Below are 14695 nucleotides of genomic sequence, written 5' to 3' on the forward strand. Positions count from 1 at the left end.
CCCGCAGCCGACCGGGGCTGGCGCTGCTGACGCGGCCGCGGTAGGCACCAGTGCCGTGGTGGCCGCGAAGGTGCCGAGCGTCAAAGCCAGCGCACCGATCGTGGCGGCGATTCTCAGCCGTGGTGACCGCCACCGCGGCAGCGCACCGAGCCTTTCGGTTGAACGTGATCGGTCTTTACGCAGCTGCCGTCGCACCTGATCCCCCCGAACCTCAGGTCGTCACCGGGAGCCCCGAAGCCGCCGGTGGGTGGTCCGCACATAGGGACCAAGCAAAAAGCTTGGCCTACCTGGGAAAGCGATTGCAGCTTTTCACCCCAAATTCACCCCGATCCGCCCTGTTTGGGGGGGGTATCAGGGCGTGTACCGCCGGAACGTGCTCGACAGCGGATGCTGCCGGGTCTCCGGGCAGCGGTCCCCATCACCGCTGCGGACGCCTGGCGGGAGCGAAACGACCCGGTGAACGACGGACGTGACCGTCTCGTGCGACCGGAAATCGGCGCCGAAAACTGGCCGATAACCAAACGCCATGTCATCTGATGGTCAGCGACAGTTCTGCCACGACCAAGGGCCGTAACCCTCACGCACACCGCGGCATCACCCGGCTCCCGCCTTACGTTCTGCACTGGCGATCGTTAGAGAATGCCCGCCCGGACTTCGTTCGCTGTGCCCATTGTGGGAAGCATCTCGCGATCCCGCTGTCATGGGCATCCGTAGCTCGGTTGCGAACCACCGAGGCCTGATCCTGGATTGGGCGTTCCTCCTGGGCGTACTCCTTAAGGCGCTGGATGGCTTGTCCGAGTTGGTGCTCGGTGTGCCAGCCCTATTCGTCACCCACCTGCAGGTGATGCAACTGGCGCAAGCAGTGACGGCCGGCGAACTCGCAGAAGACCGGCACGATCTGATCGCGAACCTGATTCTGGACGCCTCAGCGCGAACCAGTCACAGTGCACTGTTCGTCGCCGGGCTCTACCTAGTGATCCACGGTGTGGTGAAACTCGCCATCGTGATCGCACTGTTTGCCGGGTCCACTCGCGTGTATCCATGGGCAGTGAGCGCGTTGATCGTCCTGGCAATCGTGCAAGTGGTGGATCTGGTGATCACCTTCTCGATCGGCGTGCTTGTGCTGACGGTTCTCGACCTGGCCGTCATCGCTTTGACCGTGCGCGAGTGGCGGCACAGCCGCACTCTGCGCGAGGTCATCCGACAGCGCATCCCCCTGCTGCGTTAATCACCCACCAGCTCGTCAGGCACTTGGTACTCCGGGTCTCGAACTAGGAGAAGACGGCCGAGCAGCTCGTCACACCAAGTTCGAGCCGTATCAGCTAGCGGGTGGTTGCTGGAGGCCTTGTTTCGGATGGGTGTGTCGTTCTTCGCACAGTCGGGCACGACGCGGTTCCACGCACACTGGAGCACACGGCCGCGTCGCTTGCAGTCTCCGCCGGAGCCAATGTGAAGGCCGTACAACGAATGCTCGGCCACGCGTGCGCCATGACACTCGATGTCTATGCCGACCTCTTCAACGACGACATCGACCGCGTAGCGACAGCACTCGACCACAACCGATCGAACGCCATCGAAACCTCGACGACCGAGTATTGATCGCCGCTAGACACAGCCGCCTCGGTCCCGCTGCGGCCATAATGCGGCCAAACGATGACTCCCGAGTCACACGAATGGCCCGATTCCCCCGTCATTCCGCGGATCCGGACCTAACTCCATGGCGGAGACGGAGGGATTTGAACCCTCGGTCCCCTTACGGGGACTCCACCTTAGCAGGGTGGTGCACTAGGCCTGACTATGCGACGTCTCCTCGTGCGGCCGCCGCGCGGACACACGACGACCATCATAACGGACCGCGTGGTCCCCTCCGCACGTTGCGCGCCACAGCTATCGGCATCCGCTACAGCCATCAGCATCCGCCACATGAATGATCTGCAGCGGTTGCCGATCCGTGTAGCGCGACGGTCTGTCGCTATGGCGGATGCCCGTCACAACCAGTCGAAGCTTGACCCCCGTTTGGGAGACAGGCAAGGTGGACCAATGCCCCTCAACCTCGACAACGTGTGGCGCTCGCTCGACGAGCGCGTCGCATCCGGCTGGGCCCCTGGCATCGTCGCCGGCGTGCGCCATCGTGGCCAGACGCAGTTCTACTCCGCCGGCACGTACGACTTCGCGGGCGAAGCCGGCCGCGTGCCGATGACCGAGAACACCCCGTTCCGCATCGCCTCGCTGAGCAAGATCGTCGGGATGGCGCTGACGGCTCAGCTCATCGGTGACGGGCTGCTCGAGCTCGACGACGAGATCGCGGAGTGGATGCCCGAACTCGCGGATCGACGCGTGCTCCGCTCTCCCGACGCACAGCTCGACGACACAGTGCCCGCCGAGCGGGAGATCACGGTGCGCGACCTGCTGACGTTCACGAGCGGAATGGGCTTGCAGTTCGAGAGCACGCCGTACTCACGCGAACTGGGCCCGTTCGCGGTAGGACCGCTGCCGCCGCCGTTCGGAGTGGATGAGTACCTCGAGCGCGTCGCGGCGCTTCCTCTGGCGTACCAGCCAGGCGAGCGCTGGATGTACCACACCAGCTCGGATGTGCTGGGCATCCTGCTCTCCCGCGTCAGCGACAAGCCGCTGCACGAACTGCTGCTCGGCGAGATCACCGGCCCGCTCGTGCTCTCACGCACCGGCTTCTTCACTGAGGAGCGGTTGCCTGGCCAGTACCGGGTGAACGGCGAAGGGTTGGAGGTATTCGCCGAGTACGACCGCGCATTCTCGTCGGAGCCCGCGTTCGAGAGCCTCGGCGGCGGACTCGTGTCGACGGTGCCGGAGTTCGTGAGCATCCTCACCGCCATCGCAGAGGGCCAGATCGTGCCCGCCGAGCTGGTGTCGCAGGCCACCTCCTCGCAACTGGATGCCGGCCAGCAGCTCGGTCTCGCCCAGCTCGCCGGGCCAGGGGTCGGCTGGGGCTGGTGCACGTCCGTCGAGACCGGCAGACCGCACCCGTGGTCAGCGCCCGGGCGCTGGGGCTGGACGGGAGGGTCAGGCACCAGTGCGTACGTCGATCCGTCAAGGGACCTCGTCGGCGTGGTCATGTCGCAGCGGTTCATGGCCGGACCGCAGGAGGCGTTCGACTACTTCTGGGGGCCGCTGGCGGCATCCGTCGACGGCGACTGACCCGCTCGGGTCGCAGTTTTCGTTGCAAGAGTGCGGCCGGGTCGACGAAAAGTGCGACCTGAACGAGGCGCAGGCTGCGTCTGGCGCTAGCCTGCACCGTTCGAGCACGTCTGCGTCGCGGCCGTCTGACCGTGCACGTTGCTGCTGAGCGGCACCGGCGTCGAGCTCGACGAGGGCGCTGCGCTGGCCGTGCTCTTCTTGCCAGACGACTTGCCGCTCGATGGAGTGCTGCTCGGCGTCGGCTGCTGTGCGGGCTGGCTGGACGACGTCACCGACCCGTCACCGGTGCCCCCGGTGATCTGGATGTACTGGTCGTTGACGATGGCGTCGTTGAGCGTCTGAGCGGCATCCTCATCGGGGATGACGCGGTTCGTATTATCCGGGTCTTCCACCGTCGGGTACTGAACGAACGCGATGTTGCTCCAGTTCAAGCCCTTCAGCGCCATGGCGATCTGGTAGAGAGTGGCCGCGTTCAGGTTGTCGGAGAGGTGCACGTTGCTGACGGTGGCCTTCGCGAGGCCCCAGACCTTCACCGGATTCGCCAACGTGCCGTTGCTCATGATCGTGCGCACCAGCGAGGAGAGGAACACCTGCTGGTTGCTGATGCGGGCGAGGTCCGAGCCGTCGCCGACGCCGTGCCGGGTGCGCAGGAACTCGGCCGCGTTCTGCCCCTCGAGGGTCACCTCGCCGGCCGGCAGATTGAGGCTGGTGTCCGGGTCGTCGATTCCGTTTCCGCCGATGCACACCGGCACCCCGCCGACGGCGTTCGACATCGCGACGACGCCCTCGAACGTGATCTCGGCGGCGAACGGGATCTGGATGCCGGTCATCTTCGTCACCGTGTCGGCCACGCACGACATCCCGCCCTCGGACAGGGTCGTGTTGAACTGGGCCTGATCTTGAGCGTCGTTGTTGCCGCACGCCGGGATCGGGATCATCAGATCGCGCGGGTAGCTCACGACGATCGCGTGCGTGTGGTCGGAGGAGAGGTGCAGCAGCATCGTCACGTCGTTGTTGCCGGCACCCGAGCTGTCGTCGAGCGTGCCCCACGAGTCGCCCTGACCGCTTCGCGTGTCGGAGGCGGCCACCAGGATGTTCACCCCGCCCTTGAGCGCGGCGATGTTCGGGATCGCCTGGGCACCTTCACCATGCAGATGGAACGACTTCTTCGTGTCGCTCACGAGGTTCGCGGCGGCCACGCCGGCGATGCCGAGCACGCTGACCACCGCGACGACGACGACGGACGCCACGACCTTGCCGAACGTGGCCCACGGATGCGAGCGCAGACGACCGTGCCGGGCAATGCCGCGTGGACCGCGCGCAGAGCGCGCCGCGGCACGCGTGTGCCCGATGCCGTCGCGGGTCGCGCGCCGTTCCGCCATGTGCGCCGCCTTTCGTCGGTCGTTCGCTGCTCGGGTGTTCGCTGTGGGTCGTGGATGCCTGTGATCCGTTCCGGGCAGATTGAGTCTGTCATCCCGCTTCGTCCGTCCAACCAAGCAGGCGTCGACGAAAAGCCCGGTAATGGAGATTAAACGACGTGAGGTATGGGAATGCCGGCAATTCCTGAGTGAAAGGTGAAAGCTCAGCGCTGTGAGAGGTCGCGCAGCCAATCGAGAGCGACGGGCAGGGCGCGCAGCACGGAGACGTGACCGTCGTTCGGTCGCTGCCAGAACTGGGCGCGAGGCAGGTGCCCGGCCTGCCATTGGCCGTGCGAAGGCGGAACGACACGATCGCGACCGCCCTGCACGACGAGGGTCGGGCATCCCACCGCCGAAAGGTCGAAGCCCCATGGCGTCGTGAAGGCGACGTCGTCGTCGATCTCACCCCACGCCGGGCTCCCGTCGACAGTCGCCTCGGCCGAAGCACGATTTGCGTCGGCGCCGAGCGGGCCCCACTCCGCTTCGAGGGCGGCCCAGTCGGTATCGGTGAAACTCTCCATGTCGAACTCGGCCGTCTCGCCGTGGCGCCGTCGCTCGTCCCGTCCACCGCGGAGGGCCGCCTTCAGCCCGCCGGGCGATGCCATGCCGCCGAACCAGTCGTACGCATCCGTGTACGGCGCGATGCCGGCGAGCGTGACCACGCCGGCGACGCGTTCGGGGTCGAGCGCCGCGCACGCCAGCGCGTGCGGACCGCCGCCGGATGCTCCCGCCGTGACATACCGCTCGAGCCCGAGCGCGGAGGCGACGGCGACCACATCGGCGCCGGCATCCTGCACGGTGCGGCCCGGCACAGGTTCCGTGAACGAGTAGCCCGCGCGGGCGCACGAGACGACGCGGATGCCCCGCGCGAGAGCCGGATCGGCCACCGGCTCGATGGGCCGTCCCGTCTGCGGAGTCCCGTGGTGCCAGATCAGCGTGAGGCCGGTGCCGCCGTCGTCCGGAGCGCCGGTGTCCCAGAAACGGATGCTGTGTCCGTCGGCCAGTTCGAGGTCTCGTTCGATCGCCGTCGTTCCTGCCACTCGCCCACCGTAACGGCAGTGTCGTCCAGGTAGCTTTAACCCTCGGAAGGGAGACGCCGTGGGCTGGTTCGCACGCTGGCGCAAGCGGCGCATCCTCAAGCCGTACGACGATGCCGCCGTCGAGGTGCAAGAACGCGCGACCGTCGACCAGTCCGTCACCGAAGGTCTGATGATCTCGGAGTACGCGGTGCGGCTGCGCCTCAAGAACGCGATTGCGGTGGACGCCGTCGTGTCACCGCGGGCGTACGACGCGCAGGAGTATCTGCCGCAGGCATCCGCCGCGTTCGAAGAGCTCGCGGCCGAGTCTCAGGATGCCTCGGACCGGCTCACCGATGAACTCGCCCGCACGATCGGTCGCGTCGGCCGGGCACAGCACGTGCACGACTACCGCCGCGGCGACGAGTCGAACGTGCGTCACCGGCTGATGGTCGCCACCGAGGCTGCGTCGGCCCTGCGGCAGAAGGCCGGCGAAGAGGAGTACCTGCTGGGGCTGATCGAGAAGGCGCGGCAGGATGCCTGGCGCGAGGTGAGCGCATCGCTCGTGGACCACGCGCTGCAGTACACACCGGATGCGCCGACGCCCCTGGATGAGGTCGACCGCGACGTCGAGCTCGCTTCGCTGCGCGCCGAGTTGGAGGCGCTGACGAGCGAGGCGTGACGGCCGCACGAGGGTCACCGACCGTTCAAGTCGCGAAGTCGGTCGTTATGGAGTTCCATAACGACCGACTTCGCGACTTGAACCGGAGGTGGGGTGCTGGTCGGGTCAGCGCTGGGGGCGCAGGCCGTCCATCAGCAGGTCGAGCATGCGGCCGACGCGTGCGGTGTCTTTCGCGTTGCCGGCCGCGAGGAAGAGGCCGACGAGCATCGCGGTAAGGTCACCCGGATCGACATCCGGGCGGATCGTGCCGTCGGCGGCGCCGGCATCCAGAAGCGTTCCCACTGCCGCGGTGATGCGCTCGCGCGTCTCGTTCTTGCGGATAGCGCCTGAGGCGATCGCCGTGCGCAACGCGTCGGCCATGCCCTGTTTGGTGGCGACGAAACGCGTGTAGCGCACCAGCCATAGGCGCAGCGCATCGAACGCGGCGCGGCCCTCGAGAAGCGGCCCCGCGGATGCCACGACCTCGTCGAGCTCACTGCCGTGCAACGCCTCCACCAGCGACTCACGGGTGGGGAAGTTGCGGTACAGCGTTCCGATTCCGACCCCGGCAGCCCGGGCGATGGCCTCGAGCGAGACCGGCGTGACGCCGTCCGCTTCGGCGAACGCATCTCGGGCGGCGTCGAGCAGCAGCGCGCGGTTGCGTGCCGCATCGGCGCGCAACTTCGGCGGCTCGTCGCGCTTGGGTGCGGGCGTGTTCGCGTGCTCGGGCGCGGACGTTTCAACATCGGCAGTAGACAAGCGGAGGCCCCTCCGTTACGCTCTCTGGTAAACGGAGCTTCCTCCGTTTCATCCCACATTATCCGCCGAGCACGCCTGGCACCAGGAGCGCTGGGCGGCCCTTGAAGCAGGGAGAACCATGAGCGACTCCACATCCGTTCGCGCCTCGCTGGGCGGCACCTACGACCTCGCCGGGCGACCCGTCGCCCGCATCGGCTACGGCGCCATGCAGCTGGAGCGGCTCGACGTCGACCCGGATGCCGCGGCATCCGTTCTGCAGCACGCCCTCGATGCCGGCGTGAACCACGTCGACACGGCCGACTTCTACGGTCCAGGGTTCGTGAACGAGGTGATTCGAGGCGTCGTCGGCAAGCGCGACGACGTGTTCGTCGCCACCAAGATCGGCGCGGAACGCGACCCGGACGGCCCGTTCCCGTTGCGGCTGGCGCAGCGTCCCGAGCAGCTGCGGGCGAGCATCCGGAACAATCTGCTCACCCTGGACCGCGATCGTCTCGATCTCGTCTACCTGCGCCGCGCCGAGGTCGGCCCCGGGCTGCGCGCCGAGGGCGACCAGGACGTGCCGCTCGACGACCAGCTCGCCGTGCTGATCGAGCTGCGCGACGGGGGCGAGATCGCCGCGATCGGTGTGAGCGCCGTGACGACCGACACCTTCCGGCATGCGCTGCCTGCCGGGCTCGCCGCCGTGCAGAACGCCTACAGCCTCGTCGACCGGCAGTTCGACGACATGCTCCGTCTCACCGTGGACGAGGGCATCGCGTGGGTGCCGTACTTCCCGCTCGGCAGCGCGTTCCCCGGCCTTGCGAAGGTCGTCGAGCAGCCTGCCGTGATCGCGGCCGCTGAACGCTTGGGCGCCACACCGTCACAGATCGGTCTGGCGTGGCTGCTGCAGCGCACGCCGAACACGCTGCTCATTCCTGGCACGACCAGCACCCGGCACCTCGACGAGAACAACGCTGTAGGCGACATCGTGCTGGATGCCTCGACGATGGCCGAACTGGACGGCCTCGAGGTCGTCGGCGGCGGCGAGATCCGGTGGGGCCGCGAGGAGTAGGGCACGCTTCACCGAGGTGTCTCGTCTCTCACAGCCGTGGTACGGGTGAGGAGATTGATGCGCTCGCCGATCGCGATGGTGATGTCCGGGTCGGGCTGCCGTAGGCGCGGACCGCGCACGGAGGAGACCGGCAGATGGCCGGCGGATCCAAGGCTGGATCACGAACCACTCGGCGGTCCAGGTCCGTCACACGGGTGCGTTTGCACAGCGCGTGGGTCAGAGGCCGAGCGGCAGGAGGTCTTCGACCGTCGGCTCGCCGGCGGCAGAGTTGAAGACGTCGAACGCCTCGAAGACCTGCCTTCGCTGGGCGGGCGTGAGTTGGACGAGGATGCGGCGAAAATCCTCCCGGCGGCGCTGCGTGACGTCGTTGACGATGCTCTCCCCCTCGGGCGTGAGCGTGATGATCACCTCGCGCCGGCTTCCCGGGTTCTGCTCGCGTCGCACCCAGCCAGAGGCAACCATCCGGTCAAGCGACCGACTGAACGTGGAGAGGTTGGCTCCGAGCCGCTCGGCGAGGATGCCGGTGCGCTGCGGGCCGAGGGAACTCAGCAGAACGAGCACCCTGAACTGGGGAAGGGTCACCGTCTCCAGGGTGCCAGCGAAAGATCGCGCAATGACACCGAGCATGGCGCGTGATGCGGTGAGGACCGCGGATACATCATCGTCTCCGGCGGGTGTCTCAGGCGGGGTCATCGCATCGACATCCTTCCTCGCCCGCAATCGGCGCGAGCCACTCCACTATCCCACCCGGACGCCCGCTCACAGCTTCGCCACTGCTGGGCTTGTATAAGTGCAACTATTGTAAAAGCGCAAGTGGCGATGGTTGGGAGGCTCATCGATGACATCTGCATCCGTCCCGGTTCTGGTCTCCCTCGCGCACGCGACGTTGGCGACCGCCGACGGCGGTTCGATGAACGGCGGCGGCATGAGCGGCACCGGCTCGATGGGGCCGATGTCGATGAGTGGTCCGATGTGGATGCCCCACCAACCGCTCACGTATCTTCGGCTGTTCGCGTTCCATCCGCAGCCGATCCCGATCTTCCCCGTGATCGGTGTTCTTCTGGCGGTCGCCTATCTCGCAGGAGTCTTCGTCCTGCACAGGAGGGGCGACGGCTGGCCGAAGGGTCGCATCGTCTGGTGGATGCTCGGAGTCTTCACCCTCGAACTGATGACCGCGACGGGGTTCGACGGCTACGGCATGGACTTCTTCAGCATCCACATGCTGCAGCACATGGTGATCGGCATGGTGACGCCGATACTGCTCATGCTGGGCGCACCGGTCACGCTGATGCTTCGCGCGTTGCCCGCCACGGGAGGAAAGCGCAGTCCGCGACATCTCTTGCTCCTCTTCCTGCACTCGCGTTTCGCGACTGTCGTGGCCAGTCCTGTGGTGACCGTCCTGCTCTTCCTGTTCAGCCTGTACGTGCTCTACTTCACGCCGCTGATCGACTGGCTGATGGTCACCTGGTGGGGACACAACCTGATGCTCTTTCACTTCCTGGCCATCGGATGCCTGTACTTCTGGGGAATCCTGGGCGTGGACCCCTCACCTCGCCGAGGTGGCGGCGTCATGGGAGCGTTCTCCCGCCCGGTGCTGCGGATCGCCGAGCTGAGCGCGACAGTGCCGTTCCACGCGTTCTTCGGCATCGTGTTCATGATGGCGACCACCGTCATGGTGAAGTACTACGCAACCGCGTTGCCGTGGGCAACCTCGACTCCCCTGTCGGATCAGCAGACCGCCGGCGGCATCGCCTGGGCGTTCACCGAGCTCCCCACGCTGCTGGTACTAGGCGTGCTGTTCCTGCAGTGGCAGCGCAGCGAGGACCGCTCGGCGAAACGACAAGCACGTCGGGTGGAGAAGTTCGGCGACATCGACCTGGACGCCTACAACGCCTCCCTCGCCGCCCTTGCACAACGGGACGAAGTCTCCACGCAGCATGATGGCGCGCGATGATCGGCGGGGCGCTCATCGCCTACGCGTTCACGATCGGCCTGACCGGGCTGATCAACCCGTGCGGTCTCCCTCTCCTGCCGGCCTATCTGACCGTCTTCCTCGATGATGTCGACCGGCCGTGGCCGGTCCGCCTGCTCACGGCACTGCGTTCCGGTGGATGTCTCTCACTCGGCTTCGTCTTGGTGTTCGGCGTCGCCGGCGTCGTGGAATCCTCGCTCGCGTTTGCCGTGACCGACCTCGCGCCCTGGATCATGCTGCTCGTCGGCTCCGCCATCCTCGTGCTCGGCGTGCTCTCGATGATCGGCAAGGCGCCGGGTTGGCACCTTCCGGCGCTCTCGTTCCGTTCCGGCACGGGCACCGTCACGATGATCGGGTTCGGCGCGGCGTACGCCGTCGGGTCCCTCAGCTGCTCACTGCCTATCTTCATCGCCGCGGTCGGCTCATCCCTCTCCACCGCCACGCCGGTACAGAGCGTTGCCGTGTTCGTGGCATACGCGCTGGGCATGGGCCTTTTCGCTACTGCCGCATCCCTGATCTGTGCATTCAGCGGGCCAGCGACGCTACGTGCGCTGCATCCCGTGGCGCGAGTGCTTCCCAGGATTGCTGGAGGAATCTGCACCATCGTCGGCCTCTACCTCATCGCGTACTGGATGCATGTGCTCGGTGCGCCTGACCTGATCGCGCCGGTCATCGGCGGCGTCGATCAGGTGCAGTCGGCTGTCGTGTCCTGGCTGGATACCTGGTGGATGGCCAGCGCGGTCCTCTGCACGGCGCTCGTGGTCGGCGCCATGATCGCCCTGGCGACGGCGAGTAAGCATCCTGGACAGCACCAACGCAGCCCCCATCGTGCGGAGGCAGAAGGGAACAGTCGATGACGCCCGGCGACTCGAGCCGCCCACCCGAGCGCTCTGCCCCGACTCGACGAACGAAGACACGCTGGCTTCTCGTGACCGCGGCCGTCACGCTCGTCGTCCTCCTCGCGGGCGTGCTCACGGTCGCCATGTTCGCCCCAGTGGCGGCCGACGGCTCCAAGCAGAACGACTACCAGGGCAGGCCGGGCATCAACAAGCCGACCGCTGACCTGCTCTCCATGGATACGCTCGCGAGCGATGGAACCGTCCGCGCCCCTGAGTTCGACCTCACCAATCAAGACGGCAGTCCACTGACGCTCGCCCGATTCAAGGGAGACGTCATCGTTCTGACCTTCAACGACGATCAGTGCGCCGACCTCTGCGCCCTGTTCGCACAGGACGTGATCGCGGCCGACAACGACCTCAGCGCGAACGCCCGCAAACACATCGCGTTCGTCTCGATCAACGCCAACCCGTACTATCCATCGACCGCGGCGGTGCAGACGTGGACGAACCAGCATGGCCTCGGCCACCTTGGCAATTGGTACTTCGGCACCGGAACACCAAAGCAGCTTGCGGCCACAGCCCACGCGTACGGGGTGAACATCCAGCTCGATCCGGCGACGAAGTCGGTCGCGCACGGCACCGAGATCTTCATCATCAAGCCGAACGGCACCGATGCCGATATCGCCGACTTCGGCACGCAGGATGCCGACACCGCCCCCTTCTCCCACGGACTCGCCGTACTCGCCAACGACGCCCTCCCCAGCTCCGAGCAAACGCATGTGGCAGGGAAGGATCTCCCGGCCGCGCTGCCCGGAGGCACCGAGATCGGCGACACTCCGGCGCCCGTCAGCGGTCCCGTGCTCGGACCTGCCGGCGGCAACGCCGCATCAGCTGAGACTGGGACGACGTCAAGCGCGTCCGACCACGGTGAGTACACCGTGCTGGACTTCTGGTCGAGCACCTGCACCGCCTGCGCCAGCCAACTCGATGCCGCCGAGGCAGAGCACGCAGCGCTCGGGAAAACGGTGGACTTCCTGGGGGTCGATGTCGACGACAGCGCGGTGGAGGGAAGGGCCGCGATCGCTCGACACCATCTGACCTTCCCCGTGCTCTCGGATGCCAAAGGAACTCAGGCCGCACGTTTCGAGGCATCCGATCTGCCCTACACGGTGATCCTCTCGCCGACAGGAAAGGTGCTGGTGCGCCACCCCGGCACCTTCACACAAGAAGAGCTCGATTATGTGCTGCGCACGGTCGACGACAAGCTGCCCATGCCCACCGACTGACCCCTGGCCCCCGGATGGCCCGGCGGCACGTCAGCGCTTCGAGGGTCGGCGCCTTCCAATCCGCAGGTAGACCAGACGGGCGATCACCGTCAGCCCGATCGAGAAGACGGGCCCGACGAGAGCGAGGGTGAGCGCGAAGAGGATCCGCCCCGCGAAGGGCGTGTCGCCTGTGTTCGCGGCATAGAGGAACGCGGCCACGAGCAGGTATCCGTAGATGGCGGATGCCAGCAGCGCCGTCCGGAGGTTGCCGGCGACGACTCCGATGGCGATCGCGACGATCGCCCACGGGATCAGGTTCCAAGCGGTGCCGCCGAACAGGATCCGGCCGCTGACGGCCCCGAGCGCGACACCGACGACGCCGCTGAGGACGACGGTGAGAGCGCGAGTCATGCCGCGGCTGCAGACACCGGTCGGATGGTGAGGAGGAACCGGACGAGGAACACGATGCCGAAGATCAGCGCCACCACTCCGTCGGTGTAGAGCACGCCCTGTCCCCACACACCGCCGGCGATGCCGCCCACGGCGCCGGCAACGACGAGGGCAACGCCGGCACCCAGGAATGCGGTCGCTCCGATGGCCGCGACCACGCTGCGCGGGAGCCGGGCCACGGCGCGGACAGGACGCCGGCGAGCAAGCCGCATCGCTCCGAGGATGACTCCCGCGACGATCAGTCCGATGATCGCCGCAGCGAGGACGAAGAGGAACGAGTCGTCGGAGTTCTCCATCGCGGCAGCCACGTGACAGTCGGTCGCACCGGGCTGGACGGCGAGCCAGTGGGCACACTGGGCCGCCGTGAAGCGGTAGCCGGCGGGCGCGCCGTACACCCACTGCGTGGACGTCACGAGCGCCAGGCCGCGCGTAAGGAGCGCGGCCACGCCGATCGCAGCGAATCCGTACATGCCCAGCTGCGCCGCTGCTCGAACGAAGGCGGCCAGCAACTCGGCCGGCCGACGACGGTTCGACGCCGATGCGATCATCGGAGCATCGCCGAACGCAGCGATCGCCGCGGACTGCGCTGCGTCGGCATCCATGCCGCCCCGCATGAACGAGTCGGCTGAGTCGCGGAGGTGCGTCTCCGCTTCGCTGAGCATCCGGCGACGCTCTGCCGCCGTGCCCTCGAGGCGGTCGAGCATGTCGTCGAGGTAGCCGTCGATACGGTCGTTGGTCATGAAGGATCTCCCACCACTCGGTTCATGCCACTGGCGAATCGACGCCAATCGGCCGCTTGCTGGTCGCGAGCGTCGCGTCCGGCCCTGCTGAGTTCATAGACGCGGCGTCGCCGGCCGGCGACGACCTGCCACGAGCTCGTGATGAGTCCGCGTGATTCGAGGCTGTGCAGCGCCGGGTAGACGGTGCCCTCGGCCAGGACGAACTCGCCGTCGCTGCGTTCCCGGATGCTCGCCACGAGTTCGTACCCGTGCGCCGGTCCCGCGGCGAGCGCGGCGAGCAGCAGGAGGTCGAGGTTCCCCTTGATCCGATCGTGCGCCATAAGTAGGTATCCTAGGCATAGATGCCAGAGGTATCAAGAGCCGCGGCATCTCTCGAGATATGGCGAGGTGTTCTTCGCATCGCTGACCATCTTCATCACGGCGGCGCGGGCGACGATCTAGGCGCATTGTGATCTAGCGCATTGTGCAGACATCCGCCGTGCCCGCAAGGGCTCACGCCTGGGAATGCTCGCCGAGAGTATCGAGGCATGGATCTCGGCATCGAAGGCAAAAAGGCACTCGTCACTGGCGGCGACTCGGGAATCGGATGGCACACCGCCCGCGCACTCCTCCGCGAGGGCGCGACGGTCGTCATCACCGACCTCGAACAGGCGAAGCTCGACGATGCGGTAGAACGCCTCGGTGCCCCACCCGGAACCGTGCACGCATTCGCCGCGGACATCACTGACCTGGATGACCTCGCACGGCTGCACGAACTCACGGCGCAGACCGTCGGACCGGTCGACATCCTGGTGCAGTCCGCCGGCATCACCGGGGCCCAGGGCGCTTTCGACGAGATCGACGACGCGGGCTGGACCAACACGATCGAGACCGATCTGCTCGGTCCCGTGCGCGTCGCGCGGGAGTTCCTGCCCGACCTGCGCCGCGGCTGGGGCCGGCTGGTGTTCATCTCGTCCGAGGACGGCGTGCAGCCGTACGCGAACGAACTCCCCTACTGCGCCGCGAAAGCAGGCATCCTCGCACTGTCGAAGGGACTGTCGCGCGCATACGCCGAGGACGGACTCCTCGTGAACGCGGTCTCGCCGGCGTTCATCCACACGCCGATGACCGACGCGATGATGCGCAAGCGCGCGGAGCAGCTGGGCACGAGCGTGGACGGCGCGATCCGGTCGTTCCTCGACGACGAGCGGCCGTTCCTCGAGCTGAAGCGGCGCGGCCAGCCCGACGAGGTGGCATCCGTCATCGTCTTCCTCTGCTCGGATGCCGCGTCATTCGTCGTCGGATCGAACTACCGGGTCGACGGCGGCTCCGTTGCGACCATCTGAGGCCGTGCAGACGGCGACACGGCCA

15 protein-coding genes, 1 tRNA gene and 1 pseudogene are annotated in these 14695 nt (G+C 67.0%); 9 read left to right on the forward strand and 8 right to left on the reverse strand.

What is annotated here, in order from left to right:
- Positions 1-700 precede the first annotated feature (700 nt).
- Together ACYVI5_RS15585 and ACYVI5_RS15590 are read left to right on the forward strand one after the other, a co-directional pair.
- Complete coding sequence (locus ACYVI5_RS15585) at positions 701-1228, forward strand: DUF2127 domain-containing protein (RefSeq protein ID WP_460581022.1); 528 nt, start codon at positions 701-703, stop codon at positions 1226-1228.
- A gap of 167 nt (positions 1229-1395) precedes the next feature.
- Positions 1396-1599, forward strand: a pseudogene (locus ACYVI5_RS15590) (site-specific integrase); the annotation flags it as partial.
- Positions 1600-1718: 119 nt separating this feature from the next.
- Here ACYVI5_RS15590 and ACYVI5_RS15595 read toward each other — a convergent pair.
- Positions 1719-1810, reverse strand: a tRNA-Ser gene (locus tag ACYVI5_RS15595).
- Between the two features lie 230 nt (positions 1811-2040).
- Here ACYVI5_RS15595 and ACYVI5_RS15600 point away from each other — a divergent pair.
- Positions 2041-3174, forward strand: a complete 1134-nt coding sequence (locus ACYVI5_RS15600) for a serine hydrolase domain-containing protein (RefSeq protein ID WP_460581023.1) — start codon at positions 2041-2043, stop codon at positions 3172-3174.
- Between the two features lie 86 nt (positions 3175-3260).
- Here the strand turns inward: ACYVI5_RS15600 and ACYVI5_RS15605 are convergent, their stop codons facing one another.
- Together ACYVI5_RS15605 and ACYVI5_RS15610 are read right to left on the reverse strand one after the other, a co-directional pair.
- Positions 3261-4556, reverse strand: a complete 1296-nt coding sequence (locus ACYVI5_RS15605; RefSeq protein WP_460581024.1) for an LCP family protein — start codon at positions 4554-4556, stop codon at positions 3261-3263.
- Between the two features lie 200 nt (positions 4557-4756).
- Positions 4757-5632 carry an alpha/beta fold hydrolase gene (locus ACYVI5_RS15610; RefSeq protein ID WP_460581025.1) on the reverse strand — a complete coding sequence of 292 codons (876 nt, stop codon included), beginning with the start codon at positions 5630-5632 and terminating at the stop codon, positions 4757-4759.
- 58 nt (positions 5633-5690) lie between these two features.
- Here ACYVI5_RS15610 and ACYVI5_RS15615 point away from each other — a divergent pair, with 58 nt between their 5' ends.
- On the forward strand, positions 5691-6290 hold the full coding sequence (locus ACYVI5_RS15615) for a hypothetical protein (RefSeq protein WP_460536043.1): 600 nt from the start codon (positions 5691-5693) through the stop codon (positions 6288-6290).
- A 105-nt stretch (positions 6291-6395) separates the two neighbouring features.
- Here the strand turns inward: ACYVI5_RS15615 and ACYVI5_RS15620 are convergent, their stop codons facing one another.
- Entirely contained in the window at positions 6396-7028 is a 633-nt protein-coding gene (locus ACYVI5_RS15620) for a TetR/AcrR family transcriptional regulator (RefSeq protein ID WP_460581026.1), read from the reverse strand.
- Positions 7029-7146: 118 nt separating this feature from the next.
- On the opposite strand from ACYVI5_RS15620, the gene ACYVI5_RS15625 reads away from it, so the two are divergent.
- Complete coding sequence (locus ACYVI5_RS15625) at positions 7147-8079, forward strand: aldo/keto reductase (RefSeq protein WP_460581027.1); 933 nt, start codon at positions 7147-7149, stop codon at positions 8077-8079.
- Positions 8080-8295: 216 nt separating this feature from the next.
- Here the strand turns inward: ACYVI5_RS15625 and ACYVI5_RS15630 are convergent, their stop codons facing one another.
- Positions 8296-8661: a MarR family winged helix-turn-helix transcriptional regulator gene (locus tag ACYVI5_RS15630; protein WP_460536036.1), complete on the reverse strand. Its 366-nt coding sequence runs from the start codon at positions 8659-8661 to the stop codon at positions 8296-8298.
- A gap of 256 nt (positions 8662-8917) precedes the next feature.
- Between ACYVI5_RS15630 and ACYVI5_RS15635 the strand changes: the two genes are divergently transcribed.
- From ACYVI5_RS15635 to ACYVI5_RS15645, 3 genes are all read left to right on the forward strand, one after another.
- Positions 8918-10033 carry a cytochrome c oxidase assembly protein gene (locus tag ACYVI5_RS15635; RefSeq protein WP_460581028.1) on the forward strand — a complete coding sequence of 372 codons (1116 nt, stop codon included), beginning with the start codon at positions 8918-8920 and terminating at the stop codon, positions 10031-10033.
- Positions 10030-10908 (forward strand): cytochrome c biogenesis CcdA family protein, encoded by an 879-nt coding sequence (locus ACYVI5_RS15640; RefSeq protein WP_460581029.1) that lies wholly within the window; start codon positions 10030-10032, stop codon positions 10906-10908. The genes ACYVI5_RS15635 and ACYVI5_RS15640 overlap by 4 nt, the downstream gene beginning before the upstream one ends.
- Before the next feature lie 71 nt (positions 10909-10979).
- Positions 10980-12176 (forward strand): redoxin domain-containing protein, encoded by a 1197-nt coding sequence (locus ACYVI5_RS15645; RefSeq protein WP_460581030.1) that lies wholly within the window; start codon positions 10980-10982, stop codon positions 12174-12176.
- Positions 12177-12206: 30 nt separating this feature from the next.
- On the opposite strand, the gene ACYVI5_RS15650 is transcribed toward ACYVI5_RS15645, so the two are convergent.
- From ACYVI5_RS15650 to ACYVI5_RS15660, 3 genes are read right to left on the reverse strand one after another with little or no spacing between them, the layout of a single operon-like run.
- Entirely contained in the window at positions 12207-12566 is a 360-nt protein-coding gene (locus ACYVI5_RS15650; RefSeq protein ID WP_460581031.1) for a hypothetical protein, read from the reverse strand.
- A complete protein-coding gene (locus ACYVI5_RS15655) occupies positions 12563-13345 on the reverse strand; it encodes a permease prefix domain 1-containing protein (protein ID WP_460581032.1) in 783 nt (260 codons plus the stop codon). Before ACYVI5_RS15655 ends, ACYVI5_RS15650 begins: the two co-directional genes overlap by 4 nt.
- Positions 13342-13665 carry a PadR family transcriptional regulator gene (locus ACYVI5_RS15660; RefSeq protein ID WP_460581033.1) on the reverse strand — a complete coding sequence of 108 codons (324 nt, stop codon included), beginning with the start codon at positions 13663-13665 and terminating at the stop codon, positions 13342-13344. The genes ACYVI5_RS15655 and ACYVI5_RS15660 overlap by 4 nt, the downstream gene beginning before the upstream one ends.
- A gap of 207 nt (positions 13666-13872) precedes the next feature.
- On the opposite strand from ACYVI5_RS15660, the gene ACYVI5_RS15665 reads away from it, so the two are divergent.
- The gene (locus tag ACYVI5_RS15665; RefSeq protein ID WP_460581034.1) at positions 13873-14670 is read left to right on the forward strand and encodes an SDR family NAD(P)-dependent oxidoreductase; all 798 of its coding nucleotides are present in this window, start codon (positions 13873-13875) and stop codon (positions 14668-14670) included.
- Positions 14671-14695: the final 25 nt, after the last annotated feature.

The organism is Humibacter ginsengisoli (assembly GCF_054780095.1).

Excerpts from the sequence above, each read along its gene's own strand:
- ACYVI5_RS15625 (WP_460581027.1), top strand. The coding sequence starts at position 7,147 with ATGAGCGACTCCACATCCGTTCGCGCCTCGCTGGGCGGCACCTACGAC.
- ACYVI5_RS15640 (WP_460581029.1), top strand. The coding sequence starts at position 10,030 with ATGATCGGCGGGGCGCTCATCGCCTACGCGTTCACGATCGGCCTGACC.
- ACYVI5_RS15635 (WP_460581028.1), top strand. The coding sequence starts at position 8,918 with ATGACATCTGCATCCGTCCCGGTTCTGGTCTCCCTCGCGCACGCGACG.
- ACYVI5_RS15600 (WP_460581023.1), top strand. The coding sequence starts at position 2,041 with ATGCCCCTCAACCTCGACAACGTGTGGCGCTCGCTCGACGAGCGCGTC.
- ACYVI5_RS15665 (WP_460581034.1), top strand. The coding sequence starts at position 13,873 with ATGGATCTCGGCATCGAAGGCAAAAAGGCACTCGTCACTGGCGGCGAC.
- ACYVI5_RS15605 (WP_460581024.1), bottom strand. The coding sequence starts at position 4,556 with ATGGCGGAACGGCGCGCGACCCGCGACGGCATCGGGCACACGCGTGCC.
- ACYVI5_RS15650 (WP_460581031.1), bottom strand. The coding sequence starts at position 12,566 with ATGACTCGCGCTCTCACCGTCGTCCTCAGCGGCGTCGTCGGTGTCGCG.
- ACYVI5_RS15660 (WP_460581033.1), bottom strand. The coding sequence starts at position 13,665 with ATGGCGCACGATCGGATCAAGGGGAACCTCGACCTCCTGCTGCTCGCC.
- ACYVI5_RS15585 (WP_460581022.1), top strand. The coding sequence starts at position 701 with ATGGGCATCCGTAGCTCGGTTGCGAACCACCGAGGCCTGATCCTGGAT.
- ACYVI5_RS15655 (WP_460581032.1), bottom strand. The coding sequence starts at position 13,345 with ATGACCAACGACCGTATCGACGGCTACCTCGACGACATGCTCGACCGC.